We start from the raw sequence: 26,852 nt of genomic DNA, 5'->3' as shown, positions 1-26,852 counted from the left end.
CTCCTAGATGTCTTGGCACAGTCTATAGAGTAGCTCAGCTGCGGGAATGGATTGGCACCCAGATCTGTTTTGACCGCACCATAGCGGTGAATAATCGCTGCTATTTTGCGCCTCGGCAGCTTGTCGAAGTGCGGTGATCGCCGTTGAAGCAAGAGGAAAAGGTGGTGCGGCCTCATTCATGGCTCCAAGGTCCCGCATAACGCCATTGACGATACCGCGTGCTGCGCCACCGGAGAAAAGGTTGGTGAGAGCTGTATGGTTTGCGTCCTCACTTTGCAAAGCGGCGCGATGCAGTGGGCTGGTTGTGGCTTCATCGCAGAGCAGGAAGGTGGTACCTAACTGAACAGCGCAGGCACCGAGCGTAAGGGCTGCATTGATCCCCTTGGAATCTGCGATGCCTCCTGCAGCAACAACGGGGCAGCTAACGGCTGCAATAACTTGGGGTAGTAAGGCGAATGTCCCCATTTGGTGTTCGACCTGTCTATCCAAAAAGTGACCGCGATGCCCGCCGGCCTCTAGGCCTTGTGCAACAATGATATCTGCGCCGTTTTGCTCCAACCATATCGCCTCGGCGGTGCTAGTGGCGGAGGAGATAACCACGCTGCCGCAGCGTTTAACACGTTCCAGTAGCGCTTTGTCTGGCAGGCCAAAGTGAAAGCTGACATAGGCTGGCTTGAAGCGCTCGAGTACCTCAGCGGCCGCTTCATTGAACGGTTGTCGTGAAGCGCCTCCCGTGAGTGTGCTGGGGTCAATATTAAACTTGGCGAAGTGCGGAGCCAGAGCTTCATGCCAGCGCGTAATCTGCTCTGGCTGAACTGTAGGTTGTGTGTGGCTAAAAAAGTTAACATTATAGCTGTTATCGGTCGCTTCGCTGAGCGCCAGAAGTGCCTGCTCGAGTTGCTCTGTATTGAGCATCGCAGCAGGTAACGAGCCCAGCCCACCAGCATTTGAGATTGCCGCTGCTAAACGGAAATCCTGAACTCCCGCCATGGGGGCTTGAATAATAGGATACAGGGTGGCTAACGGTGCTTGCATACACACTCCTTATCTGCGCAACTTATCTCGTTTTAGGCCGATTAGTAGAGCTAATCTATTCCTTAGTTTTCATGATCATACCGGCGTTGCAGCGAAGTAGCTATTCACAAGCCTGCCCCCTACAATGGGCAGCTTTAGTTACGTTGAGGCCATAGCATGAAGAGTTGGCTATTTTTGGTGATAGCGATTATCTCGGAGGTTGTCGCTACGTCTGCACTTAAGCAAAGCGAAGGGTTTACCAAGCTGCTGCCGTCAGGCCTTGTAGTCGTGGGCTATGGTTTGGCGTTTTACTTTCTCTCGCTCACTCTAAAGTCGATTCCTTTAGGTGTGGCGTATGCGATTTGGTCGGGTGTTGGTGTTGCGTTAATCGCATTGGTCGGTTGGTTATTGTACGGGCAGCGTCTTGATCTACCTGCGCTGCTTGGGCTTGGCCTGATCGTGGCTGGCGTGTTGCTGATTAGCTTAATCTCCAAAACAACCAGCCACTAGCAGATATCGCCTAGCTGGTGGGTGCTAGTGTTCTGGCATTAAAGGTCGCTTGGCACAACGCTGAAACGGCTGCTGTTAGGCGCATCGCTTGATCGATCGCTGCATCCGTCTCCCCAGCTTGGAGCAAGCTGCTCATATGGCTTTGATAGCAGGCATAACCGCCATTGATCATCGAGATTGCTATGCATGCATAGTGGTATGCCGTTTCGTTTTCGATCCCCAGAGAAGCGAAAGGAGGCATGGCTAGCACCTCTAAGCTGCCGCCAGCATTAGGCGCGAAGAACTGGCGACTAAAGAAGTAAGGATTGGTAACCGCCATCCGATTGAGTGCGTGCTCTAGCGCGTATTGTTCGTCTGGTTGCAGTGGTTCGATATGGCGCGAGATCAACTGCACCACCGCATCATCTTTGCTGGCTAACGCAGCTGCCCACGCGACCCAGCGGCGATATGTTGGCTGCAGATGTGTTTCATTTAGTGCAGCAGATTGAAAGAGCGCGACCTGATGTTCGGCTGTTGTGTGTAGAAGCTCCATGCGCCTCTCCTTTGTTGTCTTTGGTACGCTCAGCTTAACCTAATCAGGCCTCGATGGGGTGCTGCGCTTTTCTAAACCGCTGTTTCATCAGGTAAGGCGCCAGTAGCGTGGTATAGACAATAACGACGATGAGCGCGGTGTAAACGTCGTTATCAAATACGCCCGCTGTTGCGCCGATCCCCGCAAATATTAGCCCTACCTCTCCTCTAGGCATCATTGCAATACCGATAATAAGACGACGCTGCAATGGCTCCTTGAGCAGCATGGCTCCGGTGAATTTAGCCAGTATCGCGACAGCTAGCAGGCTGATAGACAGATACCAAAATAGCGGCGAGCTCCAATCAACGGTGGTGAGGTCGAGTGATAACCCCACGGTGACAAAGAAGATCGGCGTGAACAGTTGAATAATGGGCAACATCTGACGCTCGATCTTGTGTGAAAAAGCGGGTTGAGCGTGCATCGATAGGCCAAACGGTAGGAAAAAACGGCGCGAAAGGGCGATACCAGCAGCGAAACCGCCCAATAACTCCGGTGCGCCCGCCTCATGTGCTGCCCATGCAAAGAAGAGCACCAATGATACGATGGTGGTGGGTATCAGGCCCGGGTTATCGATACGGGTATCGAGGTGTTGAATAACGCTGGACATAAGCCGCGCTAATATGGGTGCTAACAGAAAAAAACTACCAACAAAGATCATCACCTTAGCGGTATTGGCCCAGTTAACTGCCCCCGAAACAGTAAAGTCATAGAGCAGCGCGAGTAATATAACGCCCAACACATCATCCAATACGGCTGCACCTAACGTGATTTGTCCTTCGCGGCTGTTGTGCCTACCAAGGTCCGTCAAGGCACGAACCGTCACGCCTATGCTGGTGGCGGTGAGGGTGCCGCCAATGAAAAGGGCGACCAAATAGGGCAGATCAAATAGATAGTAGGCGAGACAGAAGCCTGCGATTAGTGGCGCAAAAAAACCGCCCAGTGCAACGATGGTTGACTCTTTCCCTGCGCTAATCAGCTTTTCGACATCGGTTTCCATCCCCACTTGGAAAAGCAGCAAGATAACCCCGACCTCGGCAAATAGGTGTATTAGCTCATGGTTCTCCACCCACCCAAATAAGCTGGGGCCAATAACAATGCCAGCGACTAACTCACCTATGACTGGCGGGGCTCCTATGGCTGCTGCTAGCTCTCCAAAGATGCGTGCCGAGACCAGAATAATAAGTAAAGCAAGTAAAAACTGATGTGCTTCCATAGAGCCTCCATGGCATCCCTAGAGCGTGTTACAGAGCCATAGTATCACCGAATATTAGGATTTTTTTATATTGATATCTAGGACGATCTGTTTCTTGTCTTTGCTCAATACACCGCTGGATATCGTGTAGCATGCCATGCGTTAGTGATGTTCTGGTTACGGGTTCATAATCACTTAATATCTACTGAAAGTGTGTTAACATCGCGCTATCTTGTTGAAAAAAATAACTATATTGAGATCCCTTTGTGTGGTTCGTTTATCTCCTCGAATGTGCTGATAAAACACTCTATGCCGGAATCACGACAGATTGTGAGCGGCGTGTCGAAGAGCACAACCACGACCCTCGGAAAGGTGCCAAGTACACGCGCGCAAGGCGTCCGGTTGCTCTGGTATGGTCAGAAGCGCAACCGACTCGTGCGGAGGCGACGCGGCGTGAGTTAGCCATCAAACGTTTAAGCCGAGCTAAGAAATTAGCGCTAATCGCAAATCTCAATAACTAACGTGCCGTTGCGGGGCAGGTTGTACCGCTTGCCTAAGTGATTGCTTTGGCGCGTGAATTAAAGCGTTTATACCTGTTGTGTATAGGGTTATACGAAAGTATTATCGGTCAGGTTCCAAACCAGTCAATGGAGTAGTTAATGAGCAGGCAATACACAGGATCGATTCGTAGCAAAGTTATTATGATCACTTTGGTCTGTACGACAGCGATTCTCGCCGCAGTCGGCGTCTATGATGCGCTGGAGGTGGTCGCCAAGGAGGAAGCTCAACTGGAAGACCGTGCAAATGTAACGGCCCAACGGATTGCGCGTCACCTGACCATCCCTGTGTGGAATTTGGATAAAGAGCGTATTGATGCTTCGATTGAAGCTGAAATGCTTGAGCCCAGTGTGTTAGCGATTGTGGTGCACGATAGCGATGGGAAAGATGTAATGGGCGCTAAGGAGCGCGATTACAATTGGGAGATAATTGGCTCGTCCGGCACCATTCAGACCGGTGCGTTCGCTATCTCCGATGCGCCAGTGTTCTACGAGGACAAAGCGATTGGTTCGGTCTCGGTCTATATCAGCGACCGTTTTGTCAAAGAGGACATTCAGTTCCAAGTGATATTGGAAGTGGTGCGTGTTGTGGCACTGAACCTCGTTATTTTTGTGATCTTGGTGCTGTTGCTCGGTAAATTTTTGATCACGCCGATTCGTCGCTTGGCGGAGCAGGCGAGTGAGATCAGCTCAGGGCGTTTAAATACAGTCATCGATATCTCCAGCAATGATGAGATCGGCCTACTGGCTGATTCGCTATCGCGTATGCAGCGTAGTCTCTCCGTTGCGTTCAAGAAGATTCGCCAAGCGAACAAAGCGCGGGAGCAATAACGTGATGCGTCGTCTACTTTGTATTGCACTGCTATTGCTCAGCAGTCTATCGACAGTGGCTCAGGAGGCAGCCGGTGCTGCGCAGGACGACGCTGCTGCGAGCTACCCACCCATTGCGCTGGTGACGGAGAACTACCCTCCTTTTAATATGTTGGCACGTAACGGCCAGATTACCGGGATCTCAACCGATATCGTGCGTGCGCTAATGGAGCGCAACCAGATTCAAAACGAACTGTCGCTGCTGCCGTGGAATCGTGCTTATAACCAAGCGCAAACTGAGGTGAATACGGGAGTTTACTCCACCACACGCACCGAAGAGCGTGAATCTTTGTTTAAGTGGGTGAGCCCATTAACAGAGAACAAGTGGGTGTTTCTTGCCATGTCTGATAGCGACATTAAGATTAGCTCGCTCGAAGAGGCAAAGCAGTATCGTATTGGAGCCTACCGCGGTGATGCGACTGCACTGTTCTTAGCCGATCAAGGGTTTGAACTAGATTTGGTGCGTCGCGATGAACTAAACGCCCGTAAGCTTGCGCGCGGGCGCATCGACTTATGGGCCACAGGACATCTGTTAGGGCCTTATCTTGCCAAAAAAGAGGGCGTTGGGGCACTCAAAGAGGTGCTGACTTTCAAGCGTACGGTTATGGGTATCGCATTTCACCCAGATACCCCCTCGTCGCTGATTGATCTTCTGAATAGTAGCCTTAAAGAGATGTATCGAGACGGCTCTATCGACCAGATTACCGCAAAATACCGTTAGTACAGCAAAGATGGATGGCTCCATCTTTTATTTTCGATATGTTATGTTATAACGAATTGAAAATCTTAACGTGCTGGAATGAAAACGATGAAACAGTTATGTGTTTTAGGGTCTTGTTTACTGGTTGGTTTTGCTGCTAGCGCAGCTTCTGCGAGCGATGCTCATGAGCATGGCATTGCTGAGTTAAATGCTGCGTTTGAGGGCAAGCGCCTCGATATCATGTTTAAGTCGCCAGCTGATACGATTGTGGGTTTTGAACATGAAGTCAAAAATGAAGCCCAACACAAGCAAGTGATTGCGGCGGTTCAGCAGTTGCGTGATGGCTACCAAAACATTCTGTTGCCCGACGCTGCCCTGTGTATTCTTAAGCATGCTAATGTTGAGCAGGCCTTAGTGGCGATGTCTGATGACCATGACACGCATGAGAAGCACGGCCATGAAGATAAGCACGGCCATGATGAAAATATGGCAGCTTCTGACGACCACGACCACGACCACGATAAACACCAAGATCATGGTGGTCACAGCGACTTTATGGTTGAGTATACGTTCGAATGCCAAAAACCGAAGGAACTCAATAGCCTGCAGGTGGGTCTGTTTAACCACTATCCAGCCCTAGAAACCGTTCGTTATCAAGCTATTGGTATCAGCGGTCAGAAGGGCGGAGAAGTCAACAGCGCAACAGCGAGTATCTCCCTGAAATAGAGAACGATATGGCAGCGATCTCCATCGAGGCGCTGAGCTTTGCATGGGCTCAGCAGTCGCCGGTTATTGATATCCCTTCATGCAGTATTGCAGCGGGCGAGATGGTTTTTTTACAAGGACCATCTGGCAGCGGAAAAAGCACCTTGCTCAACTTGATGACGGGAATGCTAGTCCCGCAGCGGGGGGAGATCAGAATAGGGGATACGAGGTTAAACCGGTTAAACTCGGTGGCAAGAGATCGCTTCCGTGCTGATCATATCGGTTTCATTTTTCAATCACTTAACCTGCTTCCCTATCTCTCGATTGAAGCTAATGTGCAGCTGGCCTGCCGCGTTTCGAAGCAGCGGCGGCAGCGCGCAATAGCGCGCTTTGGCTCGGTTCAAAGCGCGTGTACATCGCTGCTTAGCTCATTAGGCCTTGCGGAACTTGTCGATGAGAAGCGACCGGTTAGCCAGCTCTCGGTAGGTCAGCAGCAGCGCGTGGCCATTGCTCGAGCGCTGATTGGTGCTCCGGAGTTGATCATTGCAGATGAGCCAACCTCCGCACTCGATACTGCCTCGGCACAGCGTTTCGTTGCATTGCTCCAAGCTGAGGTGAAAGCTGCGGATGCGACCTTGATTTTAGTGAGTCATGATGAGCGACTGGCCCCCCAGTTTGATCGAGTTATTCAGTTAGCTGATATCAATCAGGCTTCGAAAACGATGGGTGGTGTTTATGTTGATTAAAGAGGCGATTGCCAGTAGCTGGAGCCGCCGTGGCACGTTGGCTTTTATCGTCCTAACCATTGCCCTCAGTGTTGCTCTGCTCATCGGTGTTGAAAAAGTACGGGAAGAGGTTCGCGCCAGCTTTGACCGTTCGATCGCCGGTACTGACCTTATTGTTGGAGCACGCGGTGGCGAGTTACAGCTATTGCTGTACTCAGTGTTTCACATTGGGCAGGCTACCCGAAATATCAGCTGGGATAGTTACCAGAAGATCGCAGCTAATCGTTATGTCGAGTGGGCTGAGCCGATCTCTTTGGGTGACTCCCATCGTGGTTATCGTGTGGTGGGTGCTGCGCCGTCCTTTTTTGAGCATATCCGTATTGGTCGCGATACCGCATTGGGCTTTAGCCAAGGTGCCCCTTACAAAGATCTCTATGATGTCGTGCTCGGCGCAGAGGTGGCTAAGGTACTCGGTTATCAGTTGGGCGAGCAGATAGTTTTGTCCCATGGTATGGGCAAGAAGAGCTTCTCTGATCACAAGGATAAGCCGTTTCGTATCGTGGGTATCTTGGCAGGTACAGGGACTCCGGTAGATCGCTCCTTGTTTGTCAGTAATGAGGCGATCACAGCTATTCATGTCGGCTGGGAGGCGGGCGTACCCATCGCAGGGATGCAGCAATCGGCAGAAGAGGTGCGCAAGCTCTCTCTGACGCCTAAAGATGTGACTGCCGTGTTGGTTGGGGTGAAATCGAAGCTTGGTACATTCCACCTTCAGCGCCAGATTAATAGCTATCGCAAAGAACCGTTACAAGCTATTTTGCCCGGTGCTGCCTTACAGCAGCTTTGGGAGCTGCTACGTAATGTCGAGAGTGCACTACTGATCGTCTCAGCCTGCGTTGTAGTCGCCGGTTTGATCGGTATGTTAGCGGTCTTGCTGACCAGCCTTAGTGCGCGGCGCCGTGAGCTGGCGATCTTTCGCGCTGTGGGCGCAAGACCTTGGCACATCGTGTTTATGCTGGTGCTTGAATCGGCACTGGTCTCTTTAGTAGGTGCGTTGCTAGGCCTATTGGCTGCCGTACTAGGGCTCTATCTTCTATCGCCTGTGCTTGAGGATATGGGGCTATATCTTGAAAGCTATTATCCCTCTTGGGAGTACTTAACGCTGCTTCTTATGATCGTGGCTGCGGGTGGTTTGACCGGTATCTGGCCGGGATTACAAGCGTACCGACTTTCTGCCGCAGATGGGTTATCCTCTCGCTAGTTATCATGATTAGGAGAGTCTTTGTGGGATATCCAAGGGCGTTGTTTTGCCTATTTGCTGTATTTTTGCTGGTTACTGCACGCATTAGTGTAGCTGCAGATGAGGCACCGGCAACCGTTAATGGTGAAGTGGTTGAAGTGCTTGAGTGGGATCACCTGATGCCTGCTGACTTTACGCTTGAGGGCATTATCGATGTCGAAGAGTTTAGTGCGCTAGATGATCTTGACCCACGCGCGGCTGAGCTGATGGATCAGCTACAGGTCGCGCTGCAGTCTGCGCCGATAGTCCCTGAAATGGACGGCAAAATGGCGAAAGTTCCTGGCTTTGTTGTGCCTATTGAGGGAGAAGGGCGCGTTATCTATAAGTTCTTTTTAGTGCCTTACTTTGGTGCTTGTATTCACACGCCACCACCGCCATCCAATCAAATTATCTATGTTGAGTATGAGCCAGGCGTTACGCTAGAGAGCATTTATGATGCCGTGTGGGTGACTGGTAAGTTGAAAACCGAAACCTTCAGTCATGAGTTGGCGTCGTCTGGCTATGGCATGGAAGCATTTCGTATCGAGCCATACGAGTACTAGATCGTTTTAGCAGTGCTTTTCGGTATACTGGAGACTGTTTTTTTTCACCGGGAAGCACACGCTGTAATGAACTACCCAGAGACGAAGTTACCGAAAGTCGGTACCACTATTTTCACGCAAATGTCGCAATTAGCGGCACAACATAATGCGCTTGATCTTTCCCAAGGTTTCCCTGACTTTGATGGGCCGACAGCACTTCTCGACGCTGTGGGGCATCACATCTCGTCAGGTGCGAACCAATATGCGCCAATGGCAGGTGTGCCAGCATTGCGCGAGGCCATTGCAGAGAAAGTCAGCCGCTTTTACGGTGGTCACTACTGCGCAGAGCGTGAGATTACGATCACCTCCGGCGCGACAGAAGCGCTATTTGCAGCGATCTCTGCGGTTGTTCGTACCGGTGATGAAGTGATTATGTTTGATCCGGCCTACGATAGTTACGAGCCTGCGGTAGAGATTAATGGCGGGACAACCGTTCGCCTGCAGCTCTCTGCGCCACACTTTAAGGTCGACTGGCAAGCCGTACGCGATGCTATAACCGCCAAGACACGGCTGATTATTCTTAACTCGCCGCACAACCCAACTGGTACAACGCTCACCCAGCACGACCTAGATACACTGGCGGATATGCTTGCCGACACAGATATTTTGGTTCTCAGTGATGAGGTGTACGAGCATATCGTCTTTGATGGTGAGCAACATCAGAGTGTGGCTGGGCATGAAGCCTTGCGGGAGCGCAGCTTTGTGGTGTCTTCTTTTGGTAAGACATATCACATTACCGGGTGGAAAGTAGGCTATTGCCTTGCGCCTGCAGCGCTCTCTGCAGAGCTTAGAAAAGTCCATCAATATCTGACATTCGCCATATCTACACCCATGCAGTTGGCTATCGCGGACTATATGGCTGATGCGCCAAATTATGGCTTTGAGCTCCCCGCTTTTTATCAACAAAAACGTGATCTTTTTTGTCGTTTGATGGCATCTAGCCGTTTTGAACTGCTACCAACGCAAGGTACCTATTTCCAACTAGTTGATTATCGTGCCATTAAAGATGTACCGGATATCGAGTTTTGTCAGTGGTTAATCGAACATGCGGGGGTTGTGGCTATACCGATTTCGGTGTTCTACCAAACACCGCCTGATACACGTATTGTGCGTTTTTGCTTCGCCAAAGGCGAAGCGACCTTAAAAGCGGCTGCTGAGCGTTTAGTTAATTTATAGAGGGAGCTACTTATGACTGATATCTTGCGTGTTTCCATCGTACAAACAGAACTCGCTTGGCAAGCGCCGGAAACAAATCGACAGATGCTGAGTAACGTGATGGAGCCTCTGCAGGGGGCGACTGACCTTATTGTGCTGCCCGAGATGTTTACCACAGGCTTTATGATGAGTCCTGAGACAATGGCTGAGCCTATGGAAGGCGAAACATTGCCTTGGCTCAAGCAGCAGGCGCATGAGCTTGGCGCTGCCATATGTGGATCGGTTGCGATTAAAGAAGATGGCGCTTATGTGAATCGCTTCCTTTTTGTCACCTCAGAAGGGGAGGTTGCTTACTATGACAAGCGGCACTTGTTCCGGATGGGGAACGAGCATGAACACTTCAATGCGGGCACTAGCCGGTCGCTCATCGAGTACCGAGGCTGGCGCATCTTGCCTTCCATCTGCTACGACTTGCGCTTTCCGGTCTTTTTGCGCAACCGCAATGATTATGACTTGATGATCAACGTCGCGAACTGGCCTGGTGCTCGGCGTAACCCATGGCGTACCCTGCTACAAGCGCGTGCGATCGAGAACTATGCCTACGTAGTGGGAGTGAACCGTATCGGTAGTGATGCGGCAGGTTTACACTACACGGGTGACTCCATCGCTGTTGATTTTAAAGGCGAGCTGGTCTGTGATCATCCAGTGGATCAAGCGTTTGTTGAAACGGTTGCGCTCGATCGGGCGGCGTTGCAACAGTTCCGCGACAAGTTTCCTGTTTGGCAAGATGCGGATGATTTTGATCTTGGCCTGCCCTAGGCAAGTGGCTCAAATATCTAAGGGCGTTTAGTGCGCCCTAAATACTCATCCAAATCTTTATGGAACTTAATACGGCCTTTGCCGCTGTGCTTGGCGCGGTACATCGCCTTATCAGCTTGGAGCAGTATTTCGGATAGCGTTTGCCCATCCTCTGGGAATAAGCTGATACCGATACTTGCGCCGACCTCAATGACACTGCCGTCTTCGCGCTTAAACTGGCCGTAACAGTTGGACACGACCAACTCTGCCACTTTGGCGGCGATGTCACGCGAGGCGCCTTCGAGCAGAATAATGAACTCGTCACCACCAAAGCGCGTAATGATATCGCCTTTTCGCACAGCGGCTTTCATGGTGTCTGCCACTTTCTGCAGATATTTATCACCTTCAGCGTGCCCAAAAATATCGTTAAGTGACTTGAAGTTATCAATATCCACGAAGATAACCGCAACTTGACTGCCGCTGTGTTTCGCGCGCTCGAGAATACCGGGTAGTTCATCTTCTAAGCGACGACGGTTACCAAGACCGGTTAAATGGTCTGTTGTTGCGTGTCTACGCTGCTCGGTTTGTTTGTTGCGATAGTGGCGAATCGTCGCTATCAGAATACCTGTGATGACAACTGTCGCGGCGATGTATAGCACGATAAAGCGCAAGTACTGGCGAAACCGCGTCTCTTGATCCATTGCAAGTTGCAGCAATATTTGATTCGCGCTTTGCAAAGGCGCCGAGATGTCTAACGCAATGAGTTCGTGGATCGTGTTGTTGTACTCTTGGCGTAGTTGCGTAAAGTGGCTCAGCCGATGCTGCAAGTTTACCCAGTTGATACGTGACGATTCGGGCAGTTCGGAGAAGTCGTTGGGCACCGGCAGCAACGATTCGCTGTTGGGTTTCTCAAACTCGATTCCGACCATATAGCTAATGTAGTAGTGCAAGCTGTTAGCCGCTTCGGCAGATAGCGTGCCATCCACAACATGCTCGCTCAGTTGCTCTCGCAGCAGCATACTGCGGCGTGTTGCATCAGCAACGACATCCTGCTTTTTGTGGCTTAGCTGGCGCAGTATTTCGGTCATCTCCTGCTTTTGGTTCAGCAAGGCTGATAACGGCTGCAGAATGCTTGGAATAGGGGAAGGTAAATCGGGCTGGCTTAAAAGCGCCTTAGCAAAGCGAGTTTGAATGTTGTGAATATCTTCATAGTTGACGAAACCATCGAGTGCGCCTCTTAGGATAGCGCGCTCAAGCTGCGTATCGAGCGTGCGCAGGTGGCTCAAGTATTGATAGGTGCGGTAGGCCTGCTGGTCGCCAGACGCCCGTTCAGCTTTGAACCAGATCACGCCAATCACAGTAATCAGAGTGATTACGATCAACAATATGACCCAAGGTCGTATCAACTTCATAAGATGGCGATGTGCCTAAAAGGTTGTAAAAACACGCAGTACATTTAGCAATCAATCAACGTCTGAGCTTGTTAAAGGTGCGCAGTCTACTCCTTCAGACCGTATTTAAGCTTAATCATCTCGTGCCTATTGCTGGAACCTGCAATACGGGCGCTGTCTCTTTTTAGCGGCTACATTATAGAGAGTTTGATGAAATTTGTTGGCTAATATAAACAAAAAAAGCGAGCTTTTGCCCGCTTTCGTTTTGGAGTGGATCAGAAACGCCAATTCACACCAATGCGGAAATGGCGCTCGGGCTCTGAAAAGCGTGCTAGACCGTCAAGGTCTGCTGTTTTGCCACGCGCTTCGTCCCACGTGTGGTAGTCCTTGTTAGTGAGGTTAAAAATGCCTGCATCAAGGCGCAAGTCATCGTTGACTTGATAGTATGCAGTTAGGTCAACGACACCGAAACCTGCCGGTACGAACGGATTATCGCTCGAAATATCGCTGCGCGATTTGCCTTTGGCTGCGGTTAGCTGTAGTTCGCTACCCCAGCGTTTATTGGGCGCATCGTAACGCAGCCCGATCACACCAGAGAGCGGAGCAACCGAATCAAGCGGCTTTTCAACCCCATCGACTTTTTGGGTGCCTTCGGCGTAAGCAATGGCGGTGTGCAGCTCGAAACCACGTAAGTTTTGTGCCAGCTCCTCAAGATAGAGTGCGCCTTTAAACTCAGCACCTTTGATGACCACACCTGCGAGGTTTTGCTGTTGGTAAACACCGTAAGGGTACTGGGGATCGAAAGGCAGCGTTACCTCATCGATAAAATTGTCATAGTCGTTATAGAAGACGAGGAACTCTAAGTTTGCTGGTGCAGTATTAAAGCGTACGCCTGCCTCAAAGCTATCGCTGGATTCCGGTGCTAGGTTCGGGTTGGCGATAAATTTATAAGCACCGCTGCGCCCGTAGTTTGCAAACATCTGGTCCATATCTGGCGCTTTGAAACCCTGACCAAACTGACCAAACAGTGTCGTGGTGTCATTGATGTCATAGGTGGCACCCAAGCGGAAGCTCAGTTGGCTATCTTCATTGTTCTCAGGTGATGGATCCAATGGGTTGCTATCGAGGTATGCTTGATCAGGTTGTGGATCGATTTTGTAGCGATCATAACGCAGACCTGTTGTGACCTTGAGGCCGCTATCGCCAAAAGTCATCTGATCTTGGATATATGCGGCAACTGCATCGCTCTCACTGCGCGGCATGGAACGATTTGCTCCGCTTAGCGAACTGCTGCGGTACTGCTCGAAGGTTGTTTGTTCGTAGTCGAGTGCATAGATCAGGTCGTGCTCAATCGCATCAGTGACCAGTTGCTTCTTGAACTTGATCTCAGCGTTGCGCGTGGTTTCGTCATACTCGCCGGTATAGCGGTAGTCACCGCCGAAACGCGCATTGAAATAACCTTGATATTGGTCTGTTTCGGTGGTTTGCCAATCAAGATCGACTGTGACGCTATCAAACAGGGCGTGATCTGCGAACAGTTCATATTGGCCTGACAGTCTGGTACGTTTTTTATCTTCGTTGTAGAAGGCATCTGCGTTGCTAGAGCTCAACTGAGTCGTGTCTTCGTCCGTTTTGACCTGCTCAGCGGTGAATGTCAGCGTTTGATCATTCGGGAGCGAGAAGAGCACCTTACCAAAGAGGCTGTTCGCTTCTTCATCTTTCGGGTCGCTTTTTTCTCGAGTAGGGCCGGTGCCACCTAGATCACCATGAACACGAACCTCTTGTGCATCTTCGCGTGTCGCGATGAACAGACCTTCTACCGTTTCATTGCGCCCAGCTAAGCTAAGCGTATTGCTGAAGCCCTCTTTCGAGTCGTCATATTGCGAGCGAATGCTCCCGGCAAAGTTATCTTGTGGGTCGGTTAAGAGATCGCTCGGGTTTTTGGTTGTGAAGTAAACGGTTCCACCCATCGCATCGCTGCCATAGATAGACGAAGAGGGGCCAGGGATGACATCAACCTGCTTTAGTGTGTTTACATCGACTGTGTTACGGCTTGAGTTAAGTGAGCCCCACGATAGGTTTTTCGCTTGGCGAACACCGTCGACCGAGATCAGCACGCGGTTGCCAGTGATGCCACGGATATTGATGAGTCCGTCACCTTGCGCGCCGCCGCTGACCGACACTGAAGGCGTATATTTGAACAGGCCTTTAACGTCATTGGTGAGGTTACGTTGGATATCCTCTTCGGAAATGACGCTAACAGACCCGTGAGTATCGCCCAGTGTTTCTTCGGTTTGCGATGCACTAATAACAACGCGGTCGAGGTAGCGAACGTCCTGAGAGGTCGGCTCGGCTGCGTTAGCAGCCGTTGCCACAACACTGCTTATACAGCAGCAGAGAAGTCGTTTTTTCATGGTTAGCACTTAGTAAGTTGAATAGGTGCTAACTACTATAATGAATAAATATAATGCGAATCAATATCATTTAGTTTTATTTGGTTGGTTTTTTGTTCATCATCTCGCGCATTTTCTCGCAATGATCCTCTCGGGGTTGGCGGGGAGTAAACCAAGCAAAGTCGGCCTGTGTGTGATCTAAATAGTCTGCAATTTGGCGCTTATCCTCAGCAACCTCAACAAGCGCGAGCGATACGCTCTGCTGGCTGAGCGCTGTAAGGTGCAGGGGAACACCAACATCCTTACGGGTATGGAAACTGCCTGCGATGAGTAAGCTTGGTGACGAGCGATCACCGGCCATCACGTGTGCCATGCGCGCATCCTTTGCGAGCTGGATGTTGTTCATACTGCTCAGTTGTGCGTCTTTGATCATGCCGCAGTGGCTGCTGATGATCTGCTCCGCGATGATCTGGGTAGCGCTTTCCGGGATCTGCTCAACGGTTGCAAGGTCTGGTCGATCAAGAGCACTCGGCGATTTGTAGATCAAGCGGATTGTTTTGCGACTGATGTTGCCGGGCACAACGCCTTTGCCATAGCGGACCGCTTGTGTGATCGCCCCACGGTAGTCTTCCCAAGGCCAACGGTTCTCTTTCCAGTTTAGTTTTTCGTAGATCGCCTCAGCGGAGTCTTCGGGCAAGAGGGTGCGTGCCGCGTCTATGTTCTCTTCGGATAGCATCTCGAATACGGCTCGCCGTGGTTGGTGCTCACTCAGTGTTTTGATGAGAAAACTCTCGATCATGTGGTGATCGGGGTTGTCATGGTTTTCACCAATTAACACGTGCGTTTGCGCATTCAGTTGCTCAATGAGCTGCGCAGAATCGACTGGCTCGCTGGTTTGCAGGTTAACAATCATGCCGCTTAGAGGATGCTCTTGCAGTAGTGGTGACAACCATGCATGGGGATAGTTCGCTGCGGTGCTTTGGCCACTAAAAAGCATAAGTAGAGAAGTGAACAAGGGTAGCAAAACCCGCTCGCGAATAGGGGTGAAATGGGCTTTAGGAATCATTTTAATACTCTTGGTATTGTTAATGTAAATGATTATAGTTATCATTAATATATATTTCTATTCTAAATATTGGAGTCTATTATGGGCGATCTCGCGCAGATGTTTAATCGTGTCACTGCTTCCTCCTCACTGTCAGAGCGATTCGCGGCACTCATCGAGGCTGAACCCAGTTTGCGCCGTCGTCAGCAGGCTGAGCGTCTGGATGTACCGGAAGCACAACTGATCGATCAGCAGTGTGGCGTCCAGTCGATCCGTTTGAACCGCAAGTTTTCAGATCTGATCTATGCGCTGCCTGAGTTGGGCTACATCATGTCATTGACGCGCAATGAATCGGCGGTGCATGAACGTAAAGGTATTTACGACAACATCCGCATTAACGGACCAATGGGTCTGGTTATCTCCCCCGACCGAAAAATCGATCTGCGTATCATCTTGTCCCGCTGGACCGTTGGTTACGCTGTTTGCGAAGCACTAGGTGATTCGCACCGCTTTAGTTTGCAGTTCTTTGACCAAGCCGGTAACGCCATTCAGAAGATCTACCTTCAGCCTAACAGTAACTTTGCGGCCTATCAGCGTTTGGTTGAGCAATTTGGCGCGGCTGACCAAGATGCGCAGATGAGCTTTAGCACGCCAGAGGCCAACACTGAGATGGCATCTGATAGTGATGTTGATACCCATGCGCTGGTGAATGAATGGAAAAAGATGACAGATGTTCACCAATTCTTTGGCTTGTTGCGCCGCCATAAAGTCACACGCGAGCAAGCGTTCCGGTTGGTGGGAGAGCCCTACGCGTGCCCTGTTGCGAACAATTCTGTGGGGTATCTGCTAGAGGAAGCTGCACAGCAGCGCCTGCCGATCATGTGCTTTGTGGGAAATAGCGGCAATATCCAGATCCACAGTGGCGTGATCGAAACTGTTAAACGTGTTGGGCCATGGCTTAACGTGCTAGATCCTGAGTTTAACCTGCACCTTTTGGAAGATCAGGTTGCCTCAGCATGGCTGATTCGCAAGCCAACAGTGGATGGCATGGTGACCTCGTTGGAGCTCTACGATGCGAAAGGTGAAACCATTGCTCAGTTCTTTGGTGTACGAGAAGAGGGGCAACCTGAGAATCGTGCATGGCGCGCACTCGTTGAATCTCTGCTTGGTGAAGAGGTTGCGGCATGAAGCTCTTATCACACAGTGTGCGTTGGCTAAGTGCTGCTCTGCTAGCCGTACCGGTTATCGCATCGGCTGCACCTGAGCGTATCGTGGTTGTGGACGGTGCCTTAACCGAGATCGTGTATGCATTAGGGCAAGAGGACAAACTTGTTGGTGTTGATACCACATCGGTCTATCCCGCTGCGGCAACGCAGCTGCCTCAGGTTGGCTACAAACGTGCTCTCTCAGCGGAGGGAACACTTTCTTTGGCACCTGATCTTGTGATCGCTTCTGAGGATGCGGGCCCTGAAGGTATCTTAGGGCAGATCGAGTCGGCAGGCGTCACCGTGGCATCGGTAACAGCAAAAGCGTCGGTGGATGCCGTGGGTGAGAAAGTAAAGCGCGTTGCAGCACTCCTAGAACAACCTGATGCGGGTGAGGCGCTATGGCAGTCTATTCAAGCGGATATTGAAACCGTTCAAGCCAGCCAGTTGCGGTTGAGTAAGCCGGTGAAGGTGCTGTTTATCCTTAACGCGAGCGGAGGCAGAAACTTGGTCGTTGGCGGCGCTAATACCCATGCCGATGCAATCATCAAACTTGCGGGTGCCGAAAATGCCGTTCAAGGGATAGAGGGCTACAAGCCGGTGACGACAGAAGCATTGGTGGCCATGGCACCTGACGTTGTCTTGATGATGAAGCGTAATGAGCACTCAATGCCAGCTGCGGAGCTTTTCGCGATCCCTGGGCTGGATCGTGTTCCGGCTGCAGATAATCAGCGTTTGGTTACGATGGACGGTATGCTGCTGCTAGGCTTTGGACCACGTATAGGTCAGGCGATGAAACAGTTGCACGAAGCTCTTTACCCAGCGGTAGTAGCGGCGCAGTGATGGACAGCTTAGAGCAACACGAATGGCGAGTTAAGTGGTCCCTATTAGGCTTACTGATAGCACTGCTGCTCGCCATATTGACCTCAGTCAGCGTTGGGCCGATGGATATCTCGATGAGTGATGCCTATCGGATTCTACTCAGCGGGCTGGGGCTTGATGCCGGAGAGGTTGAGCGGCACCTAGCTACGATTATCAATGCGATCCGTTTGCCCCGTTCGCTGTTAGCAGTGCTGGTTGGTGCGGCGCTAGCCGTGTCTGGCGCTGCGATTCAAGGTGTATTTCGCAACCCACTGGCGGATCCCGGGCTGATCGGTATCTCGGGTGGCGCTGCGCTGGCAGCGGTCAGTATGATCGTGTTTGGTGGCTCCGCTCTCGCTGTGGTGACCGAGGTGCTGGGCCAGTATGCGCTCATGTTTACCGCCTTCTTAGGGGGCTTTGCGGCAACCTTAGTGGTGGCGAACATCGCGACTTCACGGCTCGGCGTCTCGATTACCACCATGTTGCTCGCCGGTATCGCTATCAATATCGTCACGGGCGCAGGGATCGGCATCATGACCTATATGGCGGATGATGTGCAGCTGCGTACATTAACGTTCTGGCAGATGGGTAGCTTGGGTGGCGCGACATGGGATGTGGTGCTGGCTGCCGGTTCTGTTATTGCCATTGTGATCGTGATGATCCCGCGTTATGCCCTAGGGCTGAACGCTTTACTGTTGGGTGAATCAGAAGCTCGCCACTTAGGCATCGATGTACGCCGTGTTCGTCGTAATATTATCCTCCTCAGTGCGGTGGCTGTAGGTGCCAGCGTTGCTGTGTCTGGCATGATTGGGTTTGTCGGTTTGGTGGTCCCGCATATCATTCGGTTGGCATTAGGGCCTGATCACCGCTATTTGCTGCCCGCTTCCGCGTTGGCAGGCGCACTGTTCTTGTTAATCGCTGACATGATTGCCAGGACATTGATCGCACCCGCTGAGCTACCTATCGGTCTGATTACGTCAATTATTGGCGGTCCGTTCTTTATCGCATTGATCGTAATGCGTGCGCGACAAGGAGGCGGGATATGAGCTTAATAGTTGAGCACCTCTGTTTCGATATCGGCTCAAAGCGACTATTAGATGAGGTGAGCTTTGCCGTAAATCCAGGGGAGGTCGTTGCTGTTCTTGGCCCCAACGGCGCGGGAAAATCTACGCTGCTACGGGTGCTTGCTGGTGAGTATCGCCATTTCGCGGGTGATCTTTCGTTAAATGGTCAGCGCTATGAGAACTGGGGCACCCATGATATCGCTCGCATGGTGGGCGTATTGCCCCAGCATACAACGTTGATGTTTCCCTTCTCTGTATTTGAAGTCGTATTGATGGGGCGAATGCCTCACGCAACCGGCCGAGTGCGTGATCGCGAAATTGCGAAAGCTGCGCTGGAGCGGGTAGATATGTCTCACCACATTAGCTCATCGTTTCCGTCGCTATCGGGCGGGGAAAAGCAGCGTGTTCAATTGGCGCGGGTACTCGCGCAGATTTGGGATGCTGCAGAGCAACCGCGTTATCTGCTGCTTGATGAACCTACCTCCGCATTAGATCTTGCTCATCAGCATCATGTGCTGGCGCTGGCGCAATCGTTAGCGCAAGAGGGGGTTGGCGTTATGGCTATTTTGCATGATCTCAACCTCGCGGCGCAGTATGCCGATCGGTTGGTACTACTAGAACAAGGACGTGTTAAAACACAGGGCAGTGTTGAACAAGCGCTGGATCCTGACATTCTTGAATCGTTGTTTGGCATTGCGGTGGACGTCGTGCCGCACCCAAGCCAGTCGTGGCCGCTAGTGGTTGCGCGTTAGGAGGTGATAATGACTTTTCTCTGCCCTCAGCATCATTCGCAACTACAGCGTATGCCCAAGCATGCTTTGATCGGCTGCTGGCTGCGATGGATGATGGCGGCAGAGCCACATTATCTTGCACGGGGTTGGGATCGTGTATTGCCGCTGGTCGGCAGTGCTTACGATCTAACACCGATGATTTGTCAGCAGAGCCGTGGTGACCTGTTTAGCCAGCGTATCGCGTTTGTATCGGCTGTTCTCCTCTCTAATGTACTACATCACTCTGGTCGTGAGGAGGAAGCCGACCGCGTATTGATGAGTGCCAATACGCAGCTGGCGGGCTCACAATTAGCTGCCGTTGAGCCCGACGGCGAGATTAGCAAAATCCTCTCCGATGAGCCGCGTCAGCGCCAGTTGGTTGCGCAGTATCTCAATATTGAGCTTCACCAGCGCCGCTACCCTGAGCGGCGTGTCCATTAAGCAGCCCTGAGCTGTTCTTCCAGCCACTGTTTGAACTGATAAATTCGGCTACTTTGCGCGTTGAAAGCGGGTATTTGGAGATAAAAACCGTAGCCGCTTGTGTAGCGTATCCCCAGAGGGTTCACGAGCTCTCCCTCTGCGAGTTCCCGCTCGACCATAAAGTGGGGTAGTAAGCCGATACCTTGGCCCTGCCGAATCGCCTCATAAGACATATAAAAATGCTCAAAGCCGGTGCTGTAGTGTGGAGCTTGGCCACGATGCTCATTGCCCAATACGTTATTGAGGAAGGCTGTCCAGATTTGGGGCCGTGTAATATGCAGCAATAGAGGGTGGTGCAGTAGGTCTTCCGGTTGCTCGATTGGCTGAGCGGCAAGGCGTGAGGGGTGAATAATCGGCAGTAACTGCTCAGCAACCAGTAATGTGCTGTTTTCATAGTTGGGAGAGAGCGGTAAACAGCGAATCGCTGCGTCTATCGTGCCTTCCGTGAAGCGCACGGTCTCGTCGCTCGATGCGATCGCTAAATGGATATCCGGATGTGCGGATTGCAGCATCGCTAGGCGAGGAATCAACCAAAGATTGCTAAAAGATGGGCTTAAACTGATGTTGAGTGTGCGTTGATGCCGCTGTTGCTGCAGCAGTGAGGTCGCGCCTTGAATCAAGTGCATCGCTTCAGCAATGGCAGGTAGGTATTGGCGGCCCTCTTCAGTCAGCTCAAGGCCTGTGGCAGTGCGTTTAAAAAGCGATACTTCAAGGTGTTTTTCGAGCGTTTGGATCTGCTTGCTAACAGCGCCTTGGGTTACGCATAGCTCATCCGCAGCCTTGGAAAAACTCAGCTTTCTCGCTGCGACCTCAAAGGTTTTAACCGCATTTAGGGGAGGAAAATGGCTGTGCATTACAGGGCTCTCGCACTAGTCGTTTGGGTAGGTATTCCGTTTTCTCATAATGGTGGAGAATATATCGATTGTTGCGTGGATTAAACCGCTTTTTAATGGCTGCATTGTCAAAAAAGGGGTTAAAGCGCACCATGAGCCATGTTTTTCATCGCCAATGTAATCAAAAGCTGCCAGCGGCAGTGAAAGGCGACGGAGTCTATCTTATTGATCAATCTGGTAAACGTTATCTCGATGCAAGTGGCGGCGCTGCTGTGTCTTGTCTTGGCCATAGCCACGCAGGTGTGCGCGAAGCGTTGCACCAACAGATAGATGCTTTGGCTTACGCTCACAGCGGCTTCTTTACAACAGAGACGGCAGAAGCGTTGGGCGAAAAGCTCACGTCGTTGGCACCGGGTGATCTCAACTATGCCTATTTTGTATCGGGCGGTTCAGAGGCAGTAGAAGCGGCGCTTAAACTGGCGCGCCAGTACTTTGTCGAGAAGGGAGAGCCCCAGCGTCAGCGCTTTATCGCCCGTCGCCAAAGCTATCATGGTAATACGCTAGGTGCGCTGGCAGTGGGCGGCAATGAATGGCGCCGTGCTCAGTTTGCACCGCTGCTGATTGACGTGGCGCATATCGCACCTTGTTACGCGTACCGTGATCAGCGTGAAGATGAAACGAGCTTCGAATATGGACAGCGTGTTGCCAATGAGCTTGAGCAGCAACTGCTGGACGAGGGGCCGGATACGGTTATCGCCTTTATCGCTGAGCCTGTGGTGGGTGCCACGGCCGGGGTCCTGCCTGCTGTCGACGGTTACTTCAAACGTATTCGCGAAATCTGCGATAAGTATGGCGTGTTGTTAATTCTTGACGAAGTGATGTGTGGGATGGGCCGTACAGGGACCTTATTCGCCCACGAGTATGACGGAATCACCGCTGATATTGTGACGATTGCTAAAGGGCTAGGTGCGGGCTATCAGCCTATCGGCGCGATGCTAACAACGGAAGAGATCTACCAAGCGGTCTCGAGTGGGACTGGCTTTTTTCAGCATGGCCATACCTATATGGCGCATGCAACCGCGATGGCTGGGTCGCTGGCTGTACTAAACGCCTTTGAAAATGAGCAGCTCGTTGCGCGAGTTGGTACGGAGGGCGAGCTGCTTCAGGCGAGCCTCAAAGAGCGCTTAGTTGATCATCCCTTTGTAGGTGATGTGCGCGGCCGCGGTTTTTTCCAAGGCATTGAGTTTGTTGCGGATCGAGCCACAAAAGCCCCACTACCTGTTAAAACGCAGTTTCATGCAAGGCTCAAGCGTTCAGCTATGGAGAATGGCCTGATGTGTTACCCAATGGCTGGTACGATCGATGGGCAGGCGGGTCACCATGTGTTGCTAGCACCGCCCTTTATTTTGAGCCGATCTGAGCGTGACGAGCTAGTTGATAAGCTGGTTGCGAGTATCAATCATGTATCTGAAGAGGTTTATAAGGAGTTTTTAGCATGCGCCAAGACAGCTTAGTCATTGTGGCACCCAACGGTGCTCGACGAGGCAAACAAGACCACCCAGCCCTGCCAGTGACCCCTGATGAGATTGCATTAGAGGTTGAGGCGTGTGTTGAGGCGGGCGCGGCTATGGTGCACCTCCATGCACGCGATGCTGAGGGCGGCCACTCGCTCGAGGTGGCTGATAATGAAGCGGTACTTGAGGCGGTGTGTAAACGTGTACCACAAAAAGATGTCGTCATCCAACTGACAACAGAAGCCGTAGGAATCTACCAGCCACCGCAGCAGATGGCGTTAGTACGAGCATTGCAGCCAGAAGCAGCCTCCTTCGCGATTAAGGAGCTGATCCCGACTGAGCGCGATGAGGAAACAGCCGAAGGCTTTTTCCGTTGGGCAGCGAGCGCTGGCGTGATATCGCAGTTTATCGTTTACTCGGCGGATGATCTGCTGCGTTACGTGGACTTGGTCGAGCGTGGTGTATTACCAAAAAATAAGCACCACCTCTTGTTTGTTTTAGGCCGGTATCACAACAAACAGCAGTCTGAACTCAGTGACCTTGAGCCGTTTTTAGCACTGACTGACCGCTTAGGTGATGTACGGTGGGCTGTTTGCGCATTTGGTCAGCAGGAGCAGGCGTGTTTGTTAGCGGCCACTCAAGCGGGGGGAGATGTGCGTGTTGGGTTCGAAAATAACCTGTTACGTCCTGATGGATCGTTGGCAAACAACAACAGTGAACAGGTGTCTGAACTGGCTGACAAAATCGTTCAGCAGGGGCGTAAGGTACTGACTGCACAAGAATTACGTGCGATGCCACTATTTCTGTCATAAATATGCGGTAGGGGCGTGAACTAAAGTCTAAAACATATTAGTCTTATATCAGTTGGTGAAGGTATAAGGCGATTCTCATACTTGTAATCGTTACTAAAAAATATCAACCAATATAACAATAGCTAAATAAGCGTTAGTTAAGTGAGGAGAGTGAGATGAAAACTATTAAAACGGCCCTGATGGGTGCTGGTCTATCTGCGATGTTCGCGATGGCGCCAAGTGCTCAGGCACAGGATTTCATCACGATCGGTACAGGTGGTGTAACAGGCGTTTACTACCCAACTGGTGGTGCAATCTGCCGTTTGGTTAATAAAAGCCGTAAGGAACATGGCATCCGCTGTTCTGTAGAGAGTACTGGTGGTTCTGTATACAACATCAATACGATTCGTGCAGGCGAGCTGGACATGGGCGTAGCTCAGTCTGACTGGCAATTCCATGCATACAACGGCACAAGCAAGTTCAAAGACGCTGGCGCATTTAAAGACCTGCGCGCGGTATTCTCTGTACACCCTGAGCCGTTCACTGTGGTTGCACGTGCTGACGCTGGCATCAAAACATTTGATGACCTAAAAGGTAAGCGCGTTAACATCGGTAACCCTGGCTCTGGTCAGCGTGGCACGATGGAAGTGCTGATGGATGCGAAAGGCTGGACAACAGACGATTTCAAACTCGCATCTGAGTTGAAAGCGGCTGAACAGTCTAAAGCGTTGTGCGATAACAAGATCGACGCAATGGTTTACACAGTAGGTCACCCAAGTGGCTCTATCAAAGAAGCGACGACATCTTGCGATAGCGTACTGGTAACGGTTGCGGGCCCAGATGTTGAGAAGCTTGTGGCTGACAACGATTTCTACCGTACAGCGACGATCCCAGCAGGTATGTACCGTGGCACTGACGCTGACACACAAACATTTGGTGTGGGTGCTACGTTTGTAACGTCTGCAAATGTTGATGACAAGTTGGTATACAACGTTGTTAAGGCGGTCTTCGAGAACTTCGATACGTTCAAGAAGCTTCACCCAGCCTTTGCTAACCTGAAGAAAGAAGAGATGGTAAAAGACGGTTTGTCTGCACCATTGCACCCTGGTGCTGAGAAGTACTACAAAGAAGCAGGTCTTCTGTAAGTATCAGTCGTCGCTTAGGTTTTAGACCTATGCATTGAGAATAAGGCCTGTTCTTGGAGCAGGCCTTATTTTGTTTTAGCACACTTCTCAGGAGCGATTCATGACAACGGATGCTTCATCATCAGATAAAGATTCTGACCAAACTATCGAAGAGTTATTGAACTCCGAAACGGGTAGTCGGGCGCTATCAGGCTCGATGGGTAAACTCGTCATTGGTCTTCTACTCAGTTGGTCGGTTTTCCAGCTTTGGTACGCCTCACCACTGCCTTTCATCTTCAATTTTGCGACATTTAACGAAGATCAGGCTAAGTTTATTCACCTCGCGTTTGCTACGTTCTTAGCGTTTTGTTTGTTCCCAGCAACGCGTAACTCTAGCCAATATCGTCTGAGTCCGTTCGACATATTATTTGCGCTCGGCGCTGCAATGTCGTGTCTGTATTTGTTGGTATTTCGCGATGAGCTGACAACGCGTATTGGTGCTCCTACGACAACGGATGTTGTTATGGCGGTTGTGGGCGTCGTGACGTTGCTTGAAGCAACGCGCCGTGCATTAGGACCACCATTGGTTGTTGTGGCAGTGGTATTCCTGACGTATACCTTTGCCGGTCAGTACATGCCAGACGTTATCGCTCACAAGGGTGCGAGCCTTAATAAAGTTGCCTCCCATCAATGGCTTACAACCGAGGGTGTCTTCGGTGTGGCGCTGGGTGTGTCAACGGCATTTGTATTCCTCTTCGTATTGCTCGGTGCGCTGCTAGATAAAGCAGGTGCCGGTAACTACTTGATCAAAGTATCCTTCTCTTTGCTTGGCCATATGCGTGGCGGCCCTGCTAAGGCGGCGGTTGTTGCCTCAGGTTTGAGCGGCATTATCTCCGGTTCGTCCATTGCGAATGTAGTAACGACCGGTACCTTCACGATCCCACTGATGAAGCGGGTTGGATTTCCAGCAACTAAAGCAGGTGCGGTTGAGGTGGCTGCCTCAACAAACGGGCAGCTGACACCACCTATTATGGGTGCAGCGGCCTTCCTGATGGTTGAGTACGTGGGTATTCCGTATGTTGAAGTCATTAAACATGCGATCTTGCCATCGCTGATCTCTTACATTGCGCTGATCTATATCGTTCACCTTGAAGCTCTCAAGATGAACATGCAGGGGATTACGCGTATCCACACGCCAACGATTGCTCAGCGTATGCTCTCATGGGTGACAACAACGCTGATCATGTTGGTGCTATCTGGCATCGTGTACTACGGCTCGACCTTATTGGAAGCAACACTCGGTTCGCTAGGTTATGTCGTCATGATCCTCGCAACGGTTGTTGGTTACTTCCTGCTGGTCAAGCTGTCAGCGAGCTATCCAGACCTTGCTGAGGATGATTCGAGCATTGAGCTTGACCATCTGCCCGAGCCAAAGCCAACCATTTACTCGGGTCTGTATTTCGGCCTGCCTATCGTGGTGTTGCTATGGGCGCTGGCAGTCAAAGGCTACTCGCCGCAGCAGTCAGCCTTTTTCTCTGTTGCATTCTTGATCGCTGTTGTGCTGACTCACCGTCCGCTGAAACAGTGGTTCCGAAATGATCAAAACTGGGCAGCGCAGTTTAAAGTGTGCTGGGATGATTTCATCGATGGGTTGATTAACGGTGCTCGTAACATGGTGGGTATCGGTATAGCGACGGCTGCTGCCGGTATTATCGTAGGTACTGTGACGCTCACCGGTCTTGGCCAGATGATGACGGAGTTTGTTGAGTTTATCTCCGGCGGTAACCTGCTGTTGATCCTCATCTTCACTGCTGTGATCTGTATCATCTTGGGCATGGGGCTACCCACGACGGCGAACTATATCGTCGTGTCCACCCTGATGGCGCCGGTGATCGTGACGCTCGGTGCTGAGAACGGCTTGATCGTACCGCTCATCGCGGTGCACTTGTTTGTGTTCTATTTCGGGATACTCGCAGATGATACGCCCCCCGTTGGCTTAGCTGCATTTGCGGCGGCTGCGATAGGGCGGGCAGATCCGATCAAAACAGGTATTCAGGGCTTTACTTACGATATTCGTACGGCGATTTTGCCGTTTATGTTTATCTTCAACACGCAGCTGCTGTTGATCGGTATCGACTCGGTGTGGGACCTGTTACTGACGATCTTTAGTGCGGTTGTTGCCATCCTTGTTTTCTCGGCAGCGACACAAGGCTACTGGCTGGTAAAAAGCAGACTTTGGGAGTCGTTAGTTCTCATCTTGATTGCATTCAGTCTGTTCCGTCCTGGTTTTTGGTGGGATATGGTGTATCCGCCGTCAACGTCATTGGCTCCAAGCGCGCTGGTGACAGAGGTCGAGCAGTTGAACTCTGGCGACTTCATTCAGTTGAAGTTTGAGGGCGAAACCATTGAAGGAGACGAGGTCAAGAAGACAGTATCGCTGCAGCTTGAGGAAGCAACCGGCGATGCAATGCAGCGCCTCGAGTCGATGGGCTTAATGCTAATGGAGCAGGATGGCGGCTGGGTAGTGGACTTAGTTGTCTTTGGTAGCTCTGCTGAGAAATCAGGTGTTGATTTCGGCTGGTCTGTCACGGGTATTGAGAAAGCGGCTGATCGCCCAGCAAAAGAGTGGGTATTTATTCCAGCTCTGGGTGTGCTGTTCTTTGTAGGATGGTTGCAACGCCGTCGACGTAGCAACGTGTAAGT

26 protein-coding genes are annotated in these 26,852 nt (G+C 51.2%); 19 read left to right on the top strand and 7 right to left on the bottom strand.

Annotated elements, in window-relative coordinates; all coding sequences use genetic code 11:
- Positions 1 to 3: 3 nt before the first annotated feature.
- Positions 4 to 1,035, bottom strand: a complete 1,032-nt coding sequence (locus EOE65_RS15565; protein ID WP_127695411.1) for an NAD(P)H-dependent flavin oxidoreductase — start codon at positions 1,033 to 1,035, stop codon at positions 4 to 6.
- Between the two features lie 156 nt (positions 1,036 to 1,191).
- On the opposite strand from EOE65_RS15565, the gene EOE65_RS15560 reads away from it, so the two are divergent.
- Positions 1,192 to 1,524 carry a DMT family transporter gene (locus EOE65_RS15560; protein WP_127695409.1) on the top strand — a complete coding sequence of 111 codons (333 nt, stop codon included), beginning with the start codon at positions 1,192 to 1,194 and terminating at the stop codon, positions 1,522 to 1,524.
- A gap of 10 nt (positions 1,525 to 1,534) precedes the next feature.
- On the opposite strand, the gene EOE65_RS15555 is transcribed toward EOE65_RS15560, so the two are convergent.
- Positions 1,535 to 2,056 (bottom strand): carboxymuconolactone decarboxylase family protein, encoded by a 522-nt coding sequence (locus EOE65_RS15555; RefSeq protein ID WP_127695407.1) that lies wholly within the window; start codon positions 2,054 to 2,056, stop codon positions 1,535 to 1,537.
- 43 nt (positions 2,057 to 2,099) lie between these two features.
- Positions 2,100 to 3,308 carry a cation:proton antiporter gene (locus tag EOE65_RS15550; RefSeq protein WP_127695405.1) on the bottom strand — a complete coding sequence of 403 codons (1,209 nt, stop codon included), beginning with the start codon at positions 3,306 to 3,308 and terminating at the stop codon, positions 2,100 to 2,102.
- A 245-nt stretch (positions 3,309 to 3,553) separates the two neighbouring features.
- Between EOE65_RS15550 and EOE65_RS15545 the strand changes: the two genes are divergently transcribed.
- The 9 genes from EOE65_RS15545 to EOE65_RS15505 all read left to right on the top strand — a co-directional run bounded on the left by EOE65_RS15545 (position 3,554) and on the right by EOE65_RS15505 (position 10,699).
- Positions 3,554 to 3,808, top strand: a complete 255-nt coding sequence (locus EOE65_RS15545; RefSeq protein ID WP_127695403.1) for a GIY-YIG nuclease family protein — start codon at positions 3,554 to 3,556, stop codon at positions 3,806 to 3,808.
- Between the two features lie 138 nt (positions 3,809 to 3,946).
- Entirely contained in the window at positions 3,947 to 4,675 is a 729-nt protein-coding gene (locus EOE65_RS15540; protein ID WP_127695401.1) for a HAMP domain-containing protein, read from the top strand.
- A 4-nt stretch (positions 4,676 to 4,679) separates the two neighbouring features.
- Entirely contained in the window at positions 4,680 to 5,435 is a 756-nt protein-coding gene (locus tag EOE65_RS15535) for a substrate-binding periplasmic protein (RefSeq protein ID WP_164847129.1), read from the top strand.
- A 78-nt stretch (positions 5,436 to 5,513) separates the two neighbouring features.
- Complete coding sequence (locus EOE65_RS15530) at positions 5,514 to 6,140, top strand: DUF2796 domain-containing protein (protein ID WP_127695397.1); 627 nt, start codon at positions 5,514 to 5,516, stop codon at positions 6,138 to 6,140.
- Positions 6,141 to 6,148: 8 nt separating this feature from the next.
- A complete protein-coding gene (locus EOE65_RS15525) occupies positions 6,149 to 6,865 on the top strand; it encodes an ABC transporter ATP-binding protein (RefSeq protein WP_127695395.1) in 717 nt (238 codons plus the stop codon).
- Positions 6,855 to 8,105 carry an ABC transporter permease gene (locus EOE65_RS15520; protein WP_127695393.1) on the top strand — a complete coding sequence of 417 codons (1,251 nt, stop codon included), beginning with the start codon at positions 6,855 to 6,857 and terminating at the stop codon, positions 8,103 to 8,105. The genes EOE65_RS15525 and EOE65_RS15520 overlap by 11 nt, the downstream gene beginning before the upstream one ends.
- 23 nt (positions 8,106 to 8,128) lie before the next feature.
- The gene (locus EOE65_RS15515; RefSeq protein WP_240657016.1) at positions 8,129 to 8,686 is read left to right on the top strand and encodes a DUF3299 domain-containing protein; all 558 of its coding nucleotides are present in this window, start codon (positions 8,129 to 8,131) and stop codon (positions 8,684 to 8,686) included.
- Between the two features lie 66 nt (positions 8,687 to 8,752).
- Positions 8,753 to 9,901 carry a pyridoxal phosphate-dependent aminotransferase gene (locus tag EOE65_RS15510; protein WP_127695389.1) on the top strand — a complete coding sequence of 383 codons (1,149 nt, stop codon included), beginning with the start codon at positions 8,753 to 8,755 and terminating at the stop codon, positions 9,899 to 9,901.
- A 12-nt stretch (positions 9,902 to 9,913) separates the two neighbouring features.
- Positions 9,914 to 10,699, top strand: coding sequence for an amidohydrolase (locus EOE65_RS15505; protein WP_127695387.1), 786 nt, complete (start codon positions 9,914 to 9,916; stop codon positions 10,697 to 10,699).
- Positions 10,700 to 10,716: 17 nt separating this feature from the next.
- Here the strand turns inward: EOE65_RS15505 and EOE65_RS15500 are convergent, their stop codons facing one another.
- From EOE65_RS15500 to EOE65_RS15490, 3 genes are all read right to left on the bottom strand, one after another.
- Positions 10,717 to 12,090: a GGDEF domain-containing protein gene (locus EOE65_RS15500; RefSeq protein ID WP_127695385.1), complete on the bottom strand. Its 1,374-nt coding sequence runs from the start codon at positions 12,088 to 12,090 to the stop codon at positions 10,717 to 10,719.
- A gap of 254 nt (positions 12,091 to 12,344) precedes the next feature.
- Positions 12,345 to 14,483, bottom strand: a complete 2,139-nt coding sequence (locus EOE65_RS15495; protein ID WP_127695383.1) for a TonB-dependent hemoglobin/transferrin/lactoferrin family receptor — start codon at positions 14,481 to 14,483, stop codon at positions 12,345 to 12,347.
- Positions 14,484 to 14,559: 76 nt separating this feature from the next.
- Positions 14,560 to 15,528 (bottom strand): ChaN family lipoprotein, encoded by a 969-nt coding sequence (locus EOE65_RS15490; protein WP_164847127.1) that lies wholly within the window; start codon positions 15,526 to 15,528, stop codon positions 14,560 to 14,562.
- Positions 15,529 to 15,609: 81 nt separating this feature from the next.
- Between EOE65_RS15490 and EOE65_RS15485 the strand changes: the two genes are divergently transcribed.
- The 5 genes from EOE65_RS15485 to EOE65_RS15465 are packed head-to-tail and all read left to right on the top strand — an operon-like array spanning position 15,610 to position 19,848.
- Positions 15,610 to 16,695, top strand: coding sequence for a hemin-degrading factor (locus tag EOE65_RS15485; protein ID WP_127695379.1), 1,086 nt, complete (start codon positions 15,610 to 15,612; stop codon positions 16,693 to 16,695).
- The gene (locus EOE65_RS15480; RefSeq protein ID WP_127695377.1) at positions 16,692 to 17,555 is read left to right on the top strand and encodes a heme/hemin ABC transporter substrate-binding protein; all 864 of its coding nucleotides are present in this window, start codon (positions 16,692 to 16,694) and stop codon (positions 17,553 to 17,555) included. Before EOE65_RS15485 ends, EOE65_RS15480 begins: the two co-directional genes overlap by 4 nt.
- Positions 17,555 to 18,619 carry a FecCD family ABC transporter permease gene (locus EOE65_RS15475; protein WP_127695375.1) on the top strand — a complete coding sequence of 355 codons (1,065 nt, stop codon included), beginning with the start codon at positions 17,555 to 17,557 and terminating at the stop codon, positions 18,617 to 18,619. The genes EOE65_RS15480 and EOE65_RS15475 overlap by 1 nt, the downstream gene beginning before the upstream one ends.
- A complete protein-coding gene (locus tag EOE65_RS15470; protein ID WP_127695373.1) occupies positions 18,616 to 19,389 on the top strand; it encodes a heme ABC transporter ATP-binding protein in 774 nt (257 codons plus the stop codon). The genes EOE65_RS15475 and EOE65_RS15470 overlap by 4 nt, the downstream gene beginning before the upstream one ends.
- Before the next feature lie 9 nt (positions 19,390 to 19,398).
- Positions 19,399 to 19,848 (top strand): hypothetical protein, encoded by a 450-nt coding sequence (locus EOE65_RS15465; RefSeq protein ID WP_127695371.1) that lies wholly within the window; start codon positions 19,399 to 19,401, stop codon positions 19,846 to 19,848.
- Here the strand turns inward: EOE65_RS15465 and EOE65_RS15460 are convergent.
- The gene (locus EOE65_RS15460; RefSeq protein WP_127695369.1) at positions 19,845 to 20,741 is read right to left on the bottom strand and encodes a LysR substrate-binding domain-containing protein; all 897 of its coding nucleotides are present in this window, start codon (positions 20,739 to 20,741) and stop codon (positions 19,845 to 19,847) included. The genes EOE65_RS15465 and EOE65_RS15460 overlap by 4 nt on opposite strands.
- A gap of 131 nt (positions 20,742 to 20,872) precedes the next feature.
- On the opposite strand from EOE65_RS15460, the gene EOE65_RS15455 reads away from it, so the two are divergent.
- The 4 genes from EOE65_RS15455 to EOE65_RS15440 all read left to right on the top strand — a co-directional run bounded on the left by EOE65_RS15455 (position 20,873) and on the right by EOE65_RS15440 (position 26,850).
- On the top strand, positions 20,873 to 22,234 hold the full coding sequence (locus EOE65_RS15455) for an aspartate aminotransferase family protein (RefSeq protein WP_127695367.1): 1,362 nt from the start codon (positions 20,873 to 20,875) through the stop codon (positions 22,232 to 22,234).
- A complete protein-coding gene (locus EOE65_RS15450; protein WP_127695365.1) occupies positions 22,216 to 23,046 on the top strand; it encodes a beta-keto acid cleavage family enzyme in 831 nt (276 codons plus the stop codon). The genes EOE65_RS15455 and EOE65_RS15450 overlap by 19 nt, the downstream gene beginning before the upstream one ends.
- A gap of 155 nt (positions 23,047 to 23,201) precedes the next feature.
- A complete protein-coding gene (locus tag EOE65_RS15445) occupies positions 23,202 to 24,170 on the top strand; it encodes a TAXI family TRAP transporter solute-binding subunit (protein WP_127695363.1) in 969 nt (322 codons plus the stop codon).
- Between the two features lie 100 nt (positions 24,171 to 24,270).
- Entirely contained in the window at positions 24,271 to 26,850 is a 2,580-nt protein-coding gene (locus EOE65_RS15440; RefSeq protein ID WP_127695361.1) for a TRAP transporter permease, read from the top strand.
- Positions 26,851 to 26,852 lie beyond the last annotated feature (2 nt).

Source organism: Neptunomonas marina (assembly GCF_004005935.1).
In the GTDB taxonomy this organism is placed as follows: Bacteria; Pseudomonadota; Gammaproteobacteria; order Pseudomonadales; family Balneatricaceae; genus Neptunomonas; species Neptunomonas marina.
This window is presented reverse-complemented; position numbering and strand designations above follow the sequence as displayed.